Below are 15,834 nucleotides of genomic sequence, written 5' to 3'. Positions count from 1 at the left end.
CATGACCCAGTCCATCGATCCTCCCTTCATTCATCCCTTCCAAAACGAACAGGCCTGCGGACAAGGCACGCCTCCCTTTCCGACGGGATGGAAAAACGTGCGAAGTGGTTGGTTCGGATCCGCCCGCGAACACACATGGAACCCCCCGGATTGGGGCTTGGCCCACCTTCACTTTGTCGTGGGACTTCACGATCGGGAGACCGTCGTCGTATACATCCGAAGCGGGTATCGCACCGCTACTGGCTCCTCTTGCCAGCTCGCATGGAGAATAGACCCAAGTGTCGTGCAAACTGCCCTCGACGAATTCCTGGCGGAACTGCCGCAGATTGATGGACTGCCCGCAACTTTGGCGTGGTTGCGCGACCTGCCGCAGACGACGATGCTCCCGTGCGATGTGCTCGAACTGCTCGGACGTTCAGTTTCCCGCACCTACATGCCGCCGACTGACCAAAAGATCAATTTGGCCGAAGGCCATCCACAACTGCCGCGATAACCTGCTCCTCGAACCGCTGATCTGCTGATAGGCGAGCGGCGCTGGACCTTGCCAACTTGTCGTGCTTGACGAGAAACCGGTCGTACCGTTCCTTCATCCGCGGGTGCGTTGCCTTCTTCGAGTCCACATATTCCACGGTGCCATAGCCCATTGTCTCAATGGCCACATGCCGCAAGTACCGCCCATTTTTCCGGATCCTCAGCACGAAGTCAGGTCTGCACGGCAAGGAGGAGTTGCCGACCAATTCATCGAAGAGTGGCTTGTGAATGTCCATCGTAAATCCGTCCGGCAGGCCGCTCCTGATACGTAGCAGTTCCTCCAGCGTTTCACGCTCGTATTGGCTGTCCACGGGAAACCAACTGTCGTGCCGAAAACAAGGTTGAAGGTAGCAACGCAACCCGTGGACCACTTCCTCGGCGCGGCTCGGTCGGGCGTAGCTCACGATACCGACATAGGGGCCGCGGTGGGCGTCCGATTCACCGAAGACCTGGGGCTTGGCCTGCACAAACTGCGGTTCGTCCCAATTCCGAACTGCCAAGTCGTACCTTTTTTCCGCAGGCTTGAAACTTTCCACGGTCGCGATCAGGAATCCGTGTGGCCTGCTGTTTCTGGGCCAGTCGCCTGCCCGAGCGAGGATTCGCTGTCTGAGAGCTTCCTTCTCCCGCACTCCCGCACCGTATTCAGGTTCGGCGACCAGCATTTCGCCGACGCACACGCGGCCTTCACCCTCCCCGGCGAGAGTGAGTTTTGAAGCCGCGGCGCCTATCTTGTGCGCCTGTTTATCGACCGACTTGTCCTCTCCATGGAAGATCCAGTTGACGAAAGCCTTATCAAGTATCGAAAACAGGACCTTCGACAGGCTGTTTCTGGGCAATGACCGCGCCGGCCCGCCGACCCGGCGGATACCCATATGCTCGTGCCGTTCCCTGAACTCACCATGTATCGACAGCGGCGTATCGGGACCAGGTTGATCGTGGCTTGGAGCCACGCTGTCGCTTCGGGTGTAGGCCTCGTTCCCGAAGGCACATTCCTCCGCATGAGCATGCCTCGGCCGCTTCATTCTCCTCAGTGTGGCGGGATAGACCGCGGAAAGCATCGGCAGCCTCCCCTCGACGCAATCGCACCGCAGGATCAACCTGTGCTCCTTCATGGCGTCAAACACTGCGAGCGCCGTCTCGACCTCTCCCTCTGAGAGGACAGGCACACCTTCGCCGGGCCTTAAGACGGTTCCGGCGAAATATGCCTTCACGGCCTTCGTCTGGTCCTCGTCCAGAGGATCGTTGGAATGGCGACGCTCGTCGGTAAGGACAAGGGTCATAAGGACTCAATCGAAACGGATCGAGGGAGCGCTCCCGGTAGCGGTTCGTGCAGGGCTTCGGGCAACACCGCCAAACCACCATCGGGATGATCGGTAGCCTTGCTGATAGGGGGTGCGGCTTCATCCTCGCCGCGGGCCTTCAGCACCCCCAACATCTCTTCGTGCACCCGGCGGGTACGAGCGAGCATCTCGTGCAGGCTGATGACCTCCCAGTCGGCATTCGGCCCGCGCTGCTCCAACTCCGCAAGAAGCTGCATCTGCCCGTCCGACCTGGTCGACGGATGGGGAAGGACGCCGACAAGCGCGCCCTCGACCTTCACCCTCCTGCCGTTCGCCGTTCCCTCGGTCTCGAAGAACTTGCGCACGCGGGTCATGTACGTCCGGAGCTGTACGAGGTGCTCGACGCGAAGCGGCACCGTAGGCGCCTTTAGCTCTATGACGAAAACCTTCGCGGGATGGGGACCGTCGCCGATGAGGGAGACCAAGTCGGGACGCACCGTCCGCCTCCGTTCGTCGTCCTCGCTTTCCCCGTCGGGCGCGAAGCCCGCGTCCTCCGTTGGACGCGCGGCGTGCCTGTCCACCTTGAGCTCGGCCGACAGCCTGTCAAGGACATTGGCCATCCCCTCGTCACTTGCGAGGTAGCCGGACAGGTCCGGCCTTATGAGCCAGGGTGACGCCTTGAGAAGCTCGTGCAGCGCGCGCTCGTCGTGCGGCCCCTTGCCGACCGTCCTCATCGAGGCGTCGACGACACGCTCGAGGCCGATGATCCCGTTGCGCCGCGCCTGATAGAGCTTGATGGCGTCATCACGCTCGACCTCCCTCAACTCGACGAGCTTGGGAGCGATCTCGGCGATGCTCTCGGCGCTGCCCGACACGCGGATGAGGTCAATCAGGATCTCCCCGGCGTTGGCAGTGCCGATGATCAGGGGCGTCAGGTGCTCGAACTCGTCCGAGTGCAGCCCGTAGCGCCCAACAAACACCTTCGCGAGGTCGCGCGCGTGCCTGCGCTGGTTCGGCGAGATGACGGCAAGGATCCGCCGCAGTTCGCCAGCCTCCGGGGCCTCGTCGATCACCCTTTCCGCCACACGCTCCTTAAAGCGCGCATGGGCGTTCACCGCCTCCCGCATGATGTCCGTCACGCGCCGCAGGAAGCTCTTCACGACGTCGCTGCTCTGGATGATGCCCGCGCGGTTCGTCCCGATGACGTCGACGTTGAGGTTGTCGAGATCGTCCGACTCTACGATGCACTCCATGTACTGGTGGGCCATGAAGTTGTGCATCCCGGTGTTCAAACCGAGGAGCGAGGGATCCGTCGCGAGGCGGTTCTTCGAGTAGATGTAGGCGCCGCGCTTCTCCGCGGGGAGGCTCTTCCTCCTGAACTGGACGCGGTAGCGCAGCTCGAGCGACCCCCAGTCCGCGTCCTCCAGCGTCTCCTCGGCCATGCCCCCTTCGGCCAGTCCCTCAGGATACACGAACTCGAGATCGGGAGCCGCACGCTCGATTCGCTTGCCCTGGAGCCGGATCTCGAACTCCTCCGGCCTGATCGGGTTGAAGGTCTCGTTGAGAACCCCGGCGATCTCGGCCTCGGTGAAGTTCATCGAGTCGCAGCGCAGGCCCATGAGCGTGATCGTCGTCCCATGAGATTCGATCTCCCCCGGCTCTGCGTCCAAGTAGCGGTGCGGGATCACCACCGACCCGATGTCGCTCGTCGCGCGCAACTCGTCGGCGCGCAGGTCTACCTCCGTCCAGAAGGTCTGGCCGGCCCGCTTGGAGCGCACCGTCATCCGCTCAGCGACACCGAACGCCGACAGCTTGCCGATGCCCTTGCGCCCCATCACCAGCCGCTTCCCCGCCTCCGAGTAGAAGTCGTTCTCCTCCTGCGAGCCGCCCCTCCTGCGTCGGTTGCGGTTCAAGGGCAAAAAAGCCCCGGCGATTTGCCCGGCGCTCATGCCGTGCCCCTCGTCGCGGATCGTGATGGTGAACGTCTCAGGCAGGGGATCGACGATGACGTGCGCCTTGCGCTTGGGACGTCGCGCGTTCGGCGGGCCAGCGTCGACGAGACGCTCGGCCTCCAGCCTGGCGGTCGCGTCCGCGCGGACGGCGTCCCGCGCCGACGCGATCGCCGGGGCGTCGAAGGTGATGTCCACGAAGCGCGAGTCCGAGTCGAAGGCGTTCGCGGCGAACTCGACAAGCACCTTGCCGACGCGCGTGTACATCTTGATGCCGAGGTTATCGAGGACGCCGCCCTGGATCTTCATCCGGAACTCGCCCGGCCTTGTGGCGAAATCCGCGGGATCCAGGAGGAGCGGCTGCACCGCGTCCACGGGCTGCGGTTCGGGGGAAACTTCGGACAATGCTGACATCGTATCCTCCCGGCGTTCGGCTGAGGAAGGCCGAATCGTCCTGTGTCGAATCCTTAGCAGCAGGTGCAAGTTCGGCGAAGGCCGCGAGACGATGTAATGGGCATGACCGGGCAGTCGCCATCCCTTGAAGGGATGCGCCCCCAAGCACAGGCGTTGCGTGCACCGTGCCGGGTGGGCGCTCGTTAGTCCGCATCCCGCCGGACGGGGCTAGGGGGCATGTGAGAGCCCAAGGGCCGCGTGGTACTGACGCCTGCGCAACCGCCTCGATCAGGGTAGTCGATTTGCTTGCCATGCTTACACCACGAGAGAGTCATGGCTGCTGCGGCCCGACACCGTGTGGCACCATTGATGTTCAGGCGCGGCGTTCAGGCGCTTTAACAAAGCGAAGCGCCTGCACATGTGCTTCCAAACACAAATCGTACCGCGCAAACGTCGCCTTGAGCTCGAATGGCCGCACAATCCAGCGACGAGCAACAAAACCGCTAAATTTCCGGTCTTTATCGCGTATGTCTCTGATGTGAATGGGAGTTCTGACGCCTACAATAGAACTCAAGTTTCCGGTTTATTGTGCACCATTTCCGGTTTATTGCGCTCCAGCGCAAGTAGCCCTCATCAGATGTCGAGGTTGGCGACCTGCAAGGCGTTTTCCTGGATGAACTCGCGGCGGGGCTCGACCTCGTCGCCCATCAGGCGGGAGAACAGGAGGTCGGCGTCGGTGGCGTCCTGGATCTTGACCTGCAGCAGCGAGCGCACCTCGGGGTCGAGGGTGGTCTCCCACAGCTGCTCGGGATCCATCTCGCCAAGGCCCTTGTAGCGCTGCAGCGACAAGCCCTTGCGGCCGACCTCGAACACCGCGGTGAGGAGTTCCAGCGGGCCGGAGAGCGAGCGCTCGGTCTCCTTGCGCTTCAGGACCGGCGAGCCGTCGTAGAGATCGCCGAGCCGCGCCGCGATGCGGTGCAGCGCGATCGCGTCGCCGGAGTGGATCAACGGCGCATCGAGGTTCTCGACCTCGAGAACGCCGCGCACGGTGCGGCTGAAGCGGTAGCCGCCGGCATCCGTCAGCTCGCCGGTCCAAGGGCCGTCGCCTTCCTCGGCGATCTCGTCGAGGCGGCGGGCGATCTTCTCGATGATCGGCCCGGCCTCGGCAGCGCTGTCGGCGACGGCAGGCGTCAGCGCGCCGGCGATCGCGGCCTGCTCGACCACGGCGCGGTTGTAGCGGCTGTGGAGGCCGGCGAGCACCGAGCGCACGGCCAGCGCGTCATCGACCGCGGTGCGCAGATCGCGGCCACGGCGCACTTCGCCGGTCGACAAGGTCAGGATGGCGTCGTCGAGACCGCCCTCGATCAGGTAGTTCTCGAGCGCCTTCTCGTTCTTCAGATACTGCGACTGCTTGCCCTTCGACACTTTGAACAGCGGCGGCTGGGCGATGTAGATGTAGCCGCGCTCGATCAGCTCCGGCATCTGACGGAAGAAGAAGGTGAGCAGCAGCGTGCGGATATGGGCGCCGTCGACGTCGGCGTCCGTCATGATGATGATCTTGTGGTAGCGCGCCTTGTCGGCGTTGAACTCGTCCTTGCCGATCGAGGTGCCGAGCGCGGTGATCAGCGTGCCGACCTGGTCGGAGGCCAGCATCCGGTCGAAGCGGGCGCGCTCGACGTTGAGGATCTTGCCACGCAGCGGCAGGATCGCTTGGTTCTGGCGCGAACGGGCGCCCTTGGCCGAGCCGCCGGCGGAATCACCCTCGACGATGAAGATCTCGGATTTGGCGGGATCGCGCTCCTGGCAGTCGGCGAGCTTGCCGGGCAGCGAGGAGATGTCGAGCGCGCCCTTGCGCCGCGTCAGCTCGCGCGCCTTGCGCGCCGCCTCGCGGGCGGCGGCGGCCTCGACGACCTTGGCCATCACCACCTTCGCCTCGGCGGGATGCTCCTCGAACCACTGGTGAAGCTTGTCGTTGACGAGGCTCTCGACCACCGGCCGGACCTCGGAAGAGACCAGCTTGTCCTTGGTCTGCGAGGAGAATTTCGGGTCCGGCACCTTCACCGAGAGCACGCAGGTCAGCCCCTCCCGGCAATCGTCGCCGGTCGGCTGCACCTTCTCGCGCTTCAGCGTGCCGGAGCTTTCGGCATAGCCGGTCACCTGGCGCGTCAGGCCGCCGCGGAAGCCCGCCATGTGCGTGCCGCCGTCGCGCTGCGGGATGTTGTTGGTGAAGCACAGCACCGTGTCCTGGTAGCTGTCGTTCCACCACATCGCGACCTCGACGACGATGCCGTCCTTCTCGCCGTGCAGCACGATCGGATCGGTGATCAGCGGCTTGCGGGCGCGATCGAGGTAGCGCACGAAGGCCTCGAGGCCGCCCTCGTAGAATAGCTCGACGCGCTTCTCGTCGACATGGCGGCGGTCGGTGAGGACGATCATCACGCCCGAGTTCAGGAAGGCGAGCTCGCGCAGCCGGTGCTCCAGCGTCGGCAAGTCGAACTCGACCTTGGTGAAGGTCTCCTGCGACGGCTGGAAGGTGATCTCAGTGCCGGTCTCGCCGTTCTCGGCGACGCCCGTCGCGATCAGCGGCGAGTCCGGAACGCCGTGGGTGAAGCTCATCTCGAAGATCTCGCCCTTGCGGCGGATCTTCATCTTCAGCCAGACCGAGAGTGCGTTCACCACCGAGACGCCGACGCCATGCAGGCCGCCGGAGACCTTGTAGGAGTTCTGGTCGAACTTACCGCCGGCATGCAGTTGGGTCATGATGACCTCGGCCGCCGAGACGCCCTCGCCGGTGTGGATATCGGTCGGGATGCCGCGGCCGTTGTCGGTCACCGAGCAGGAACCGTCGGGGTTCAGCGTCACGGTAACGAGCGTCGCGTGCCCGGCCAGCGCCTCGTCGATCGCGTTGTCGACGACCTCGTAGACCATGTGGTGCAGGCCCGACCCGTCGTCAGTGTCGCCGATATACATGCCGGGACGCTTGCGAACCGCATCCAAGCCCTTCAAAACCTTGATGGAATCAGCGCCGTATTCGGCGATTTCACCGGGGTTCGTCTGGTCTTCGTCTGACATGGAATTCCTTGGGCTCGGGCGGTCCGGAAACTCTGCGCCGAATCGACGCTCTCGAACGCTCGAAAGCGTTCCGGAACCATTGATATAACTGCTCCGGCCGCTCAATCCAAGCTTTGCCGCGCCGCCTGCCCGGCGCGCTAGGCGAAGCTTTGCTGCGCCGCCTGCCACACGTGGTAGGCCAGTCTCTAATGCTCAGCCTGCCGCACGGTACGCCGGACCAGGCTTCTCATCATCAGCCTCAAGGCACGCCGGGAGCCCGCTGCAACACGAAGGCCGGAACGGACGGGTCCGACGCCAGTTGATCGAGCGGTCTCTCGAATGGATGTCGCCATGAAGGTGTTTCTCCCGCTCATCGCCGCTGGCCTTCTCACCGCCTGCACGACGCCCTATCCCGGCGGCACGCCCTATCCGGGCGCCCGCCTGTCGGGCGCCAGCGTCTCGGGCAATCCGCATTCGCGCGGCTCCGAGGCCTTCTGCCGGAATTATGCGAGGCAAACGGCGTCGAACCAGTACGAAGGCAACCGCGACAGCGGCGATGGTTTCGGCAGCGACATGTTTGCCGCGCAGCAGGCCCGCGATGCCGGTGCCCTCGCTTATGACCGCTGCCGCACCGGCCGAACCGGCTGACACGCCGCCCACCACACGGCGATTTGCCGCAAGCTGGGCGCTCGACCATTGGCGCTGGGGTCCTTATCTGGCGTTGTGGAGGTTCACCATGGACATGTCGCCGACCCCCTTCCGTGCGCCCGCCCCGCTGCCGCAGGCGCGTCGCCTTGGGCTGGCGGGATTTCTCCTCACCGCGGCGCGCAATCCGCTGGAGCTCTGGAGCGCCGAGGCGTACCGCCAGCCCTATGTCGTCGCGAACTGGCTGAAGGTGCCGACGGTGATCGTCAACGATCCGGTGGCGGTCCGCCATGTGATGGTCGACAACGCCCGCAATTACGTCATGCAGCCGCTGCGCCAGCGGCTCCTGCGCCCCGTCCTGCGCGATGGCCTGCTGACCGCCGAGGGCGAGCTGTGGAAGCGCACCCGCAAGGCGCTGGCCCCGGTGTTCACGCCGCGCAACATCGAGGCCTTCGCGCCGGTCATGCGGGCGCGCACCGAGGCCTTCGCAGAGGCTCTCGCGGCCCGGCCGGACGGGCGGATCGACGCCGCCTTCCAGATGACGCTCCTGACCTACGACATCCTGCAAGCGACGCTGTTCTCCGACGACATCGCCGGCGACCCGCTGGAGTTTGCCGCCACGATGGAGCGTTTCCTCGGCCGCATGGGCCGCGTCGATCCCCTCGATCTCCTCGGCGCTCCGGCCTTCCTGCCGCGGCCGACACGGCTCTTTTCCGGCCGCTCGCAGCATTATTTCCGCAAGCTCATCGCTGATACGATCGACCGGCGGCAGGCGCTGGTGACGCAGGATCCCGCGGCGGCGCGGGCCGACTTCCTGACGCTGCTCTTGAAGGCCGACGGGCTGTCGCGCCAGGCGATCGAGGACAATATCATCACCTTCATCGGTGCCGGGCACGAGACCACGGCGCGCGCCGTCGGCTGGACGCTCTACCTCCTCAGCCAGGCCCCGGAGGAACGCGCCAAGGTCGAGGACGAACTCGACCGCCTGCTGCCGGGGCTGGATGACCCCGTGACCTGGCCGTCGACGCTGGTGCACACCCGTGCGGCCTTCGAGGAAGCGATGCGGCTCTATCCCCCCGCGCCCTCCCTGAACCGCACCGCCATCGCCGAGGACCGCATCGGCGATCTCGTCATTCCGGCCGGCGCCTCGGTGCTCGTAATGCCCTGGCTGATTCACCGGCACGAGGCGCTTTGGCAGAACCCGGCTTCGTTCATCCCCGATCGTTTCCTGCCCGGCCGGCGCGAAAGCATCGAGCGCTTCCAGTACCTGCCTTTCGGCCTCGGGCCCCGCGTCTGCATCGGCCAGGGGTTCGCCATGCTGGAGGGCGTGGTGATCCTCGCCAGCCTTCTCTCCCGGCTCCGCTTCGATTTTGCCGGAGAGCGCCAACCGCGGCCGGTGCAGAAGATCACCATCCAGCCGGACCGGGGCTTTCCGATGCAGGTCTCGCGACGCTGACAGCGCCCGGGGGACCTGTCCCGCTTCGTTGTCAGTAGGCCTCACGGCTTCATGCCGCGCCCGGCAGACCGGACGCGGCGTCGGCTCAGATCGCCGGGGGCGGATTTGCCGTCGGCGTCTCGGGCTCGGCATCGTCCAGTCCCTCGAACAGAGCGGTCGAGAGATAGCGCTCGGCGAAGGACGGGATGATGATGACGATGTTCTTGCCTTCGTTCTCCGGCCGCAAGCCGACCTCGATCGCCGCGGCCAGCGCCGCGCCGGACGAGATGCCGACCGGCACGCCCTCCAGCCGGGCGACGAGGCGTGCGAGCTCGAAGGCGGTGTCGTTGTCGACCTTAACCACCTCGTCATAGATCTCGCGGTCGAGAATGGCAGGGGCAAAGCCCGCGCCAATGCCCTGGATCTTGTGCGGGCCGGGCGCTCCGCCCGACAGCACCGGCGAGTTCGACGGCTCGACGGCGACGATATGGACGGCCGGATTGCGCTCCTTCAGCACCTGGCCCGTCCCGGTGATCGTCCCGCCGGTGCCGATGCCCGCGATGAAGACATCGACCTTGCCGCCGGTGTCGTTCCAGATCTCCTCAGCCGTCGTCACCCGGTGGATCTCCGGATTGGCGGCGTTCTCGAACTGCTGCGGGATGACGGCGTTCGGAATATCCTTCAGGAGTTCCTCGGCTTTCGCGATCGCCCCCTTCATGCCCTTGGCGCCTTCGGTGAGCACCAGTTCCGCACCCAGCAGCCGCAGCATCTTGCGCCGCTCGATCGACATCGTCTCGGGCATGGTGAGGATCAGCTGATAGCCCTTGGCCGCCGCGGCGAAGGCGAGCCCGATGCCGGTATTGCCGGAGGTCGGCTCGATCAGCGTGGTCTTGCCGGGGGTGATCTGGCCGGACGCCTCCAGCGCCTCGATCATGGCAACGCCGATCCGGTCCTTGACCGACGAGGTCGGGTTGAAGAATTCGAGCTTGGCCAAGAGGTTGGCCTTCACGCCCTTCTCCCGCGCCAGCTTGTCGAGCCGCACGATCGGCGTGTCGCCGATGGTATCGACGATCGAGTCGTAGATCCGTCCGCGTCCGTGGGTGCGGGCCTTGCCCGTCTGTACAGCCTTGTCCATCACCATTCCCCGTCAGGCGGCCAAGCCGCGCTTCTGTTGCGGCTGCGCCGCCTTCATTCCTGCGGCCGAGCCGCTCGCCTTGCGCGGTCAGACCGGCACCACGCGACACATCGTCAGCCGCAGTCCGCGGCCTCGTTGCCGCCGCCGCCTGCGACCCGCGCCGCATCTTACGGCAGCCGCGCGAAAACACCGAGCCTAGCCGGCTCGGGCTCAGCCTTGCCGTGCGGAACAGCTTTCCGCCGAGAGCCGCATCCTTGGCATCAGATTGCCCTTGCCGAGGTCCATGGCAATGCCGCTCGTCATGATACCCCGCCGCTTAATTGCAAATCCTCCACTTCCAGGTGACAGCGCGTTGACGACCCCAGTGGACGAGGTCGCGCCATTTACATTTTGGCAACCCGACGCGCGCGTCATGCCGGTATGCGGCAGAATGCTGAGAGGACAGAAGTTTGACGAAGCGAACGGGCGCTCTGCCCCAGCTCTGCCTGGAGGTGATGGGCCTGACGACCCTCATGGGCGCCGTCATCCTCATCGCCGCGTTTCATGTCTTCGGCGGGTCGGCCGCCGTCGCTCCGCGCCTGGCGCTGTGGTTCTCGATCGCCGCTTTGTTCCTGACCGCGCTGCCGATCCAGGCCTATATCCTCATCCGCCTGCGCATGCTGGCCGCCGAGAATGCCACCCTGTTCGAGGCGGCCACCCGCGACGGGCTGACCCGCGTCCTCAACCGCACGGCCTTCAAGACCGGGGTGGAGGGGGCGATCCAGGTGCTTGGACGGCGGGCCGGCGACAAGCGGCCCTCGACGCTGCTGATCGTCGATGCCGACCATTTCAAGCGGATCAACGACCGGCTCGGCCACCCCGTCGGCGACCAGGCGCTGGTGGCGATCGCCGCCACGCTCCGGGGCTCGGTGCGGCGCGACGACATCGTCGGCCGCATCGGCGGCGAAGAGTTCGGCATTCTCCTGCGCGGGGCGGGCTATGAGGAGGCGATGGTGGTTGCCGAGCGGCTGCGCCTTGCCATCCACGCGCTGAGCGTCGGCACGCTGCAGTACAAGCAGCAGCTCTCCGTCAGCATGGGCGGCGTCACTTTCGGACAGGCGGTGCCCTACGAAACGCTCTACCGCTCGGCCGACGCCAACCTCTACCGTGCGAAGAAGAGCGGGCGAAACCGCGTCAGGCTGGTCAATCTCCAGCCGCTGCCGTTTCAGCGGCACGGCGACCCCGGGCGGGCGACCCGCACCCTCGGCGGCCCCGCGGCCGCAGCGGCTCCGGCGGACCAGAACTCCGCGCGCCGCATCGGCTCAGCCTGATCCGAAACCCAGAGGCGCCGCCAGGCATCAGACGCCGGTCGAGCCGAAGCCGCCCGTGCCGCGCACCGTCTCCGGCAGTTCCTCCGCCTCGGCAAACGCCGCCAGCACCACCGGCGCGATGACGATCTGGGCGATGCGGTCGCCATGCCTTACGGTGAACGCGTCCGGCCCGTGGTTGACGAGGATCGCCATCACCTCGCCGCGATAGTCGCTGTCGACCGTGCCGGGGGAATTCAGCACGGTGACGCCGTGCTTGGCGGCCAGCCCCGAACGCGGCCGCACCTGCATCTCGAAACCTTCCGGCACCGCGAAGCAGAAACCGGACGGCACCAGCGCCCGTCCGCCCGGCACGATCGTCAGCGGCTCAAAGAGGGCCGCCATCAGGTCCGCCCCCGCCGAGCCGGCCGTCTGGTAGAACGGCAGCGGCAGGCCGGCGCCGTGCGGCAGGCGCTTCAGGTGAACGATCGGCTGGGTCATCTTGCATCTCGCTGGAAGGATCGGCTGGGCACGGCTCAGGCTGTCGGAGCGGCCGTCAGGAGGTCGGCGATGCGCTGCGCAAGGCGCTCGGCGACCGCTTCCTTGGTCATTTCCGGCCAGGGCTCGCTGCCGGACCGAGAGACGAGGTGGACGGTGTTGGTCGTCCCGCCCATCACGCCCTGGCGCCCCTCGCCTTGCGACACGTCGTTCGCCACGATGATATCGGCGCCCTTGCGGTCGAGCTTCGAGATGGCGTTGGCAAGGAGGTCGTTGGTCTCGGCGGCAAAGCCGACCACCAGCGCCGGTCGATCACGATGATGGCCGATGGTGGCGAGGATGTCGGGGTTTTCCGCCAGCGCCAGCGGCGCCGGCGCCTCGGCGCCTTTCTTCAACTTGATCGGCGCTTCATCCGCCGTCCGCCAATCCGCCACCGCCGCGACGAACACGCCGACATCCACCGGCAGCGTTGCCTCGACCGCCGCCAGCATTTCGCGCGCCGTCTCGACGGCCACCGTCGCCACGCCCGCAGGCGGCGGGATCGTGACCGGGCCGGAGACCAGCACGACATCGGCGCCGAGCCGCGCCAGCGCGCCGGCAATCGCATGGCCTTGCCGGCCGGAGGAGCGGTTGGCGATGTAGCGCACGGGGTCGATCGGCTCGTGCGTCGGGCCGGAGGTCACCACCACGCGCTTGCCGGCGAGCGGCTGGGCGGCCGGCTGGAGCAGTGCCTCGAGCGCGGCGACGATCTCCAGCGGCTCGGCCATCCGCCCGAGGCCAGCCTCGTTCGCCTCTGCCATCTCGCCGCCTTTCGGCCCGACGAAATGGATGCCGTCGGCCTCCAGCTGCTGCAGATTGCGCACGGTCGCCGCATGGCTCCACATAGCCGGGTTCATCGCCGGCGCCATCAGCACCGGCGCCCGTGTCGCCAGCAGCACGGCGCCGGCGAGATCGTCGGCAAGGCCGGCCGCCAGCCGCGCCATCCGGTCCGCCGTCGCCGGCGCGACGATGACGGCGTCGCAGCCGCGGGCGAGCCGGATGTGCCCGACATCCGTCTCATCCTCGCGGTCGAACAGCTCGCCATAGACCCGCGACGCCGCGAGCGTTCCGACCGAGAGCGGCGTCACGAACTCGCCCGCCGCCGCCGTCATCACCGGCACCACGGCCGCCCCGCGCTCGCGCAGCCGCCGGATCAAGTCCAGCACCTTGTAGGCCGCGATGCCGCCGCCGACGATGAGGAGGATTCGCTGGCCGGAAAGGGTCACGCGAGCGCCTGCCGCAGGTCTGTGTGCACGAAATCGTCTCCCACAAAGAGCAGAGGTAGGTCTCTTGCCTTCGCCAGCGCATAGGCGAAGCAGTCGCCGAAATTCAGCCGGGCGGGACTGCCTGCTCCCCGGCCATAACGGGAATAGGCGTCGATGGCGAGGCGTACCTGCTGCGCGTCGACATCGACCGGCTCGACGCGCAATCGATCGAGCAGCAATACCTTCAGGGCACTGCCACGGGTTCCCCATTTCGCCTGCACGACGATTGCCAGCTCCAGCGCTGTCCCGCCCGACATCAGCACGATGTCGGCATCGAGCGCGCATGCTAGGACGCGCTCGGCACAGGGCTCCTTGTTGAGCACCGATACCAAGGCGGAGGTATCGATTGCGATCACTCCGTACCGTCGGACAGGGCGTCGCTGAGGACCTTCAAGTCAAAAGGCTCTGAGAGTCGCTGGCCAAAGGAGAGAAGAATCTTTATCTCCGCCTCCCGATCATTGCTGCGCGGAGGCAACCGAAAGTCGGCCCCGGGGCCCGTTCCACTCTTGGGATTGCGAAGAACGTTCAAGGCCCACTCGACAGTTTCAGGCTCAGGCGAGCTCCGCTCCACCGCGTCGCCCAGAACCCGCCGCGCCTCATCCTCGACCGGCACGCCCTTGCGTTCCGCCTGCGCCTCCAGCGCCTGCATCACGCGCTCGTCGATGTTGCGGATCGTCATGCTCGCCATGCCTCATCCTCCCGCCTAATCAGGCGAAGTCTAGGGCTGGCAACGCGCGCCGTCTACATCAGCAGCCCGATGGCGATGCCGACCAGCGCGATTGCCGTCACCCATTGCGCGATGTGGCCGGAGAGGATGCCGAGCTTGGTGTCCTTGGCGAGGTCGACCAGCGTGTCGTCGTTGATGCGAATGCCGTTCTCGATCAGCTCCGGCATCTGCTGCGCCAGGATCTCGATGCCGTCGGCAAATTCCGGCAGGCGCTTGGCGATGCGCATCAGCGCCTCCAGCCCCTTGCGCGCATCGCGCAGCTTCGCCGCCGGCCCGAGCTCGGAGAGGATGTATTCCGTAACCACCGGCTCGGCGGCGACCCACATGTTGAACTTCGGATCGAAGGAGCGCGCGACGCCCTCGACCACGACCATGGTCTTCTGCAGGAGGATCAGCTCGGGACGCGTCTTCATCTCGAAGAGCTCGGTCACCTCGAACAGCAGCGTCAGGAGATGGCCCATCGAGATCGTCTCGGCAGGCTGGCCATGGATCGGCTCGCCGATCGCCCGCAGCGCCTGCGCAAAGCTTAGCACATCCTGGCTGCGCGGCACGTAGCCGGCCTCGAAGTGCACTTCCGCGACGCGCCGATAGTCGCGCCGGATGAAGCCGTAGAGGATCTCGGCCAGGAACCGACGGGAGTCCGCACTGAGCCGGCCGACGATGCCGAGGTCGACCGCGATGATCGTGCCGTCCGGGCCGACGAAGAGATTGCCGGGGTGCATGTCGGCGTGGAAGAAGCCGTCGCGCATCGAATGGCGCAGGAAAGACTGGACGACGTTGACGCCGAGCGCCGGCAGGTCGTGCCCGGCTGCGGCGACGGCGCGCACGTCGTTCATCTTGATGCCGTCGACCCATTCCATGGTCAGGACGTCGCGCCCGGTGCGCTCCCAGTCGATCGCCGGCACGCGGAAGTGCGGATCGTCGGCGACGTTCTCGGCCATTTCCGAGGAGGCTGCCGCCTCGAGGCGAAGGTCCATCTCGATGCGGGTCGACTGCGCCAGCGTCTCTACCACCGCCATCGGCCGCAGCCGGCGGGTGCTCGGCACGAAGCGTTCGAGCGTGCGGGCGATGAAGGCGAAACTGTCGAGCTCGCGCTTGAACCGGACGCGCACCCCCGGCCGCGTCACCTTGACGGCGACCTCGCGCTCGACGCCGTTGCGGTCGCGCGTGCGCGCCCGGTGCACCTGGGCAATCGAGGCGGCGCCCACCACCTCGCCGAACTCGGTGAAGAGATCGTCGATCCGCCGCCCGAGCGTCAACTCGATCTCGGCGATCGCCTCGGCTTTCGGAAACGGCGGCACGCTGTCCTGAAGGCTCGACAGCTCGCCCGCGATCTTCAGGCCGACGAGGTCCGGCCGCGTCGCCAGGAACTGGCCGAGCTTGACGTAGGAAGGCCCGAGCCGGTTCAGCGCCCGCGACAGCTTCTCCGAGCGCTCCGCCTCGTCCGCGGACTTGCGCTCGATGAGGCCGGCCAGGCGATAGGCGAGAAGCGGGCCGGCCGACAGCCCATCGGCGGGCAGCGAGGTGACTACGCCCTCGCGGGCGAGCACGTAGGCTGCCCGCATCAGCGCCAGCGTGCCGGAGAGCGGGTTCACCACCC

13 protein-coding genes are annotated in these 15,834 nt (G+C 66.3%); 4 read left to right on the top strand and 9 right to left on the bottom strand.

Annotation, left to right across the window (positions count from 1 at the left end; genetic code table 11):
• The first annotated feature begins 1 nt into the window (after position 1).
• Entirely contained in the window at positions 2–493 is a 492-nt protein-coding gene (locus ACZLZY_RS13475) for a hypothetical protein (RefSeq protein ID WP_472934427.1), read from the top strand.
• On the opposite strand, the gene ACZLZY_RS13470 is transcribed toward ACZLZY_RS13475, so the two are convergent.
• The 3 genes from ACZLZY_RS13470 to gyrB form a co-directional block, all read right to left on the bottom strand.
• Complete coding sequence (locus ACZLZY_RS13470) at positions 456–1,811, bottom strand: DUF8535 domain-containing protein (RefSeq protein ID WP_472934426.1); 1,356 nt, start codon at positions 1,809–1,811, stop codon at positions 456–458. The genes ACZLZY_RS13475 and ACZLZY_RS13470 overlap by 38 nt on opposite strands.
• Positions 1,808–4,135 carry an ATP-binding protein gene (locus ACZLZY_RS13465; RefSeq protein WP_472934425.1) on the bottom strand — a complete coding sequence of 776 codons (2,328 nt, stop codon included), beginning with the start codon at positions 4,133–4,135 and terminating at the stop codon, positions 1,808–1,810. Before ACZLZY_RS13465 ends, ACZLZY_RS13470 begins: the two co-directional genes overlap by 4 nt.
• A gap of 651 nt (positions 4,136–4,786) precedes the next feature.
• The gene (gyrB, locus tag ACZLZY_RS13460; RefSeq protein ID WP_472934424.1) at positions 4,787–7,225 is read right to left on the bottom strand and encodes a DNA topoisomerase (ATP-hydrolyzing) subunit B; all 2,439 of its coding nucleotides are present in this window, start codon (positions 7,223–7,225) and stop codon (positions 4,787–4,789) included.
• A 330-nt stretch (positions 7,226–7,555) separates the two neighbouring features.
• Between gyrB and ACZLZY_RS13455 the strand changes: the two genes are divergently transcribed.
• Positions 7,556–7,852 carry a hypothetical protein gene (locus ACZLZY_RS13455; protein ID WP_472934423.1) on the top strand — a complete coding sequence of 99 codons (297 nt, stop codon included), beginning with the start codon at positions 7,556–7,558 and terminating at the stop codon, positions 7,850–7,852.
• An 88-nt stretch (positions 7,853–7,940) separates the two neighbouring features.
• A complete protein-coding gene (locus tag ACZLZY_RS13450; RefSeq protein WP_472934422.1) occupies positions 7,941–9,305 on the top strand; it encodes a cytochrome P450 in 1,365 nt (454 codons plus the stop codon).
• A gap of 85 nt (positions 9,306–9,390) precedes the next feature.
• Here ACZLZY_RS13450 and cysK read toward each other — a convergent pair whose 3' ends face one another.
• Positions 9,391–10,419, bottom strand: a complete 1,029-nt coding sequence (gene cysK, locus ACZLZY_RS13445) for a cysteine synthase A (RefSeq protein WP_472934421.1) — start codon at positions 10,417–10,419, stop codon at positions 9,391–9,393.
• 449 nt (positions 10,420–10,868) lie between these two features.
• Between cysK and ACZLZY_RS13440 the strand changes: the two genes are divergently transcribed.
• Positions 10,869–11,729: a GGDEF domain-containing protein gene (locus ACZLZY_RS13440; protein ID WP_472934420.1), complete on the top strand. Its 861-nt coding sequence runs from the start codon at positions 10,869–10,871 to the stop codon at positions 11,727–11,729.
• Positions 11,730–11,756: 27 nt separating this feature from the next.
• On the opposite strand, the gene dut is transcribed toward ACZLZY_RS13440, so the two are convergent.
• Genes dut through ubiB form a run of 5 tightly spaced genes read right to left on the bottom strand, consistent with a single transcriptional unit; the run spans position 11,757 to position 15,829 of the window.
• Positions 11,757–12,206 (bottom strand): dUTP diphosphatase, encoded by a 450-nt coding sequence (dut, locus tag ACZLZY_RS13435; RefSeq protein ID WP_472934419.1) that lies wholly within the window; start codon positions 12,204–12,206, stop codon positions 11,757–11,759.
• A gap of 35 nt (positions 12,207–12,241) precedes the next feature.
• Complete coding sequence (coaBC, locus tag ACZLZY_RS13430) at positions 12,242–13,468, bottom strand: bifunctional phosphopantothenoylcysteine decarboxylase/phosphopantothenate--cysteine ligase CoaBC (protein ID WP_472934418.1); 1,227 nt, start codon at positions 13,466–13,468, stop codon at positions 12,242–12,244.
• Positions 13,465–13,863, bottom strand: a complete 399-nt coding sequence (locus tag ACZLZY_RS13425) for a type II toxin-antitoxin system VapC family toxin (RefSeq protein WP_472934417.1) — start codon at positions 13,861–13,863, stop codon at positions 13,465–13,467. Before ACZLZY_RS13425 ends, coaBC begins: the two co-directional genes overlap by 4 nt.
• Complete coding sequence (locus ACZLZY_RS13420) at positions 13,860–14,195, bottom strand: FitA-like ribbon-helix-helix domain-containing protein (protein WP_472934416.1); 336 nt, start codon at positions 14,193–14,195, stop codon at positions 13,860–13,862. Before ACZLZY_RS13420 ends, ACZLZY_RS13425 begins: the two co-directional genes overlap by 4 nt.
• Positions 14,196–14,248: 53 nt before the next feature.
• On the bottom strand, positions 14,249–15,829 hold the full coding sequence (gene ubiB / locus ACZLZY_RS13415) for a 2-polyprenylphenol 6-hydroxylase (RefSeq protein ID WP_472934415.1): 1,581 nt from the start codon (positions 15,827–15,829) through the stop codon (positions 14,249–14,251).
• Positions 15,830–15,834 lie beyond the last annotated feature (5 nt).

It is taken from the genome of Mesocryomonas lacus (assembly GCF_055730135.2).
This window is presented reverse-complemented; position numbering and strand designations above follow the sequence as displayed.

Bases quoted from the DNA above. Each gene is read 5' to 3' on its own strand.
- ACZLZY_RS13420 (WP_472934416.1), bottom strand. From the start codon at position 14,195: ATGGCGAGCATGACGATCCGCAACATCGACGAGCGCGTGATGCAGGCG.
- gyrB (WP_472934424.1), bottom strand. From the start codon at position 7,225: ATGTCAGACGAAGACCAGACGAACCCCGGTGAAATCGCCGAATACGGC.
- ACZLZY_RS13455 (WP_472934423.1), top strand. From the start codon at position 7,556: ATGAAGGTGTTTCTCCCGCTCATCGCCGCTGGCCTTCTCACCGCCTGC.
- cysK (WP_472934421.1), bottom strand. From the start codon at position 10,419: ATGGACAAGGCTGTACAGACGGGCAAGGCCCGCACCCACGGACGCGGA.
- ACZLZY_RS13450 (WP_472934422.1), top strand. From the start codon at position 7,941: ATGGACATGTCGCCGACCCCCTTCCGTGCGCCCGCCCCGCTGCCGCAG.
- ACZLZY_RS13470 (WP_472934426.1), bottom strand. From the start codon at position 1,811: ATGACCCTTGTCCTTACCGACGAGCGTCGCCATTCCAACGATCCTCTG.
- ACZLZY_RS13475 (WP_472934427.1), top strand. From the start codon at position 2: ATGACCCAGTCCATCGATCCTCCCTTCATTCATCCCTTCCAAAACGAA.
- dut (WP_472934419.1), bottom strand. From the start codon at position 12,206: ATGACCCAGCCGATCGTTCACCTGAAGCGCCTGCCGCACGGCGCCGGC.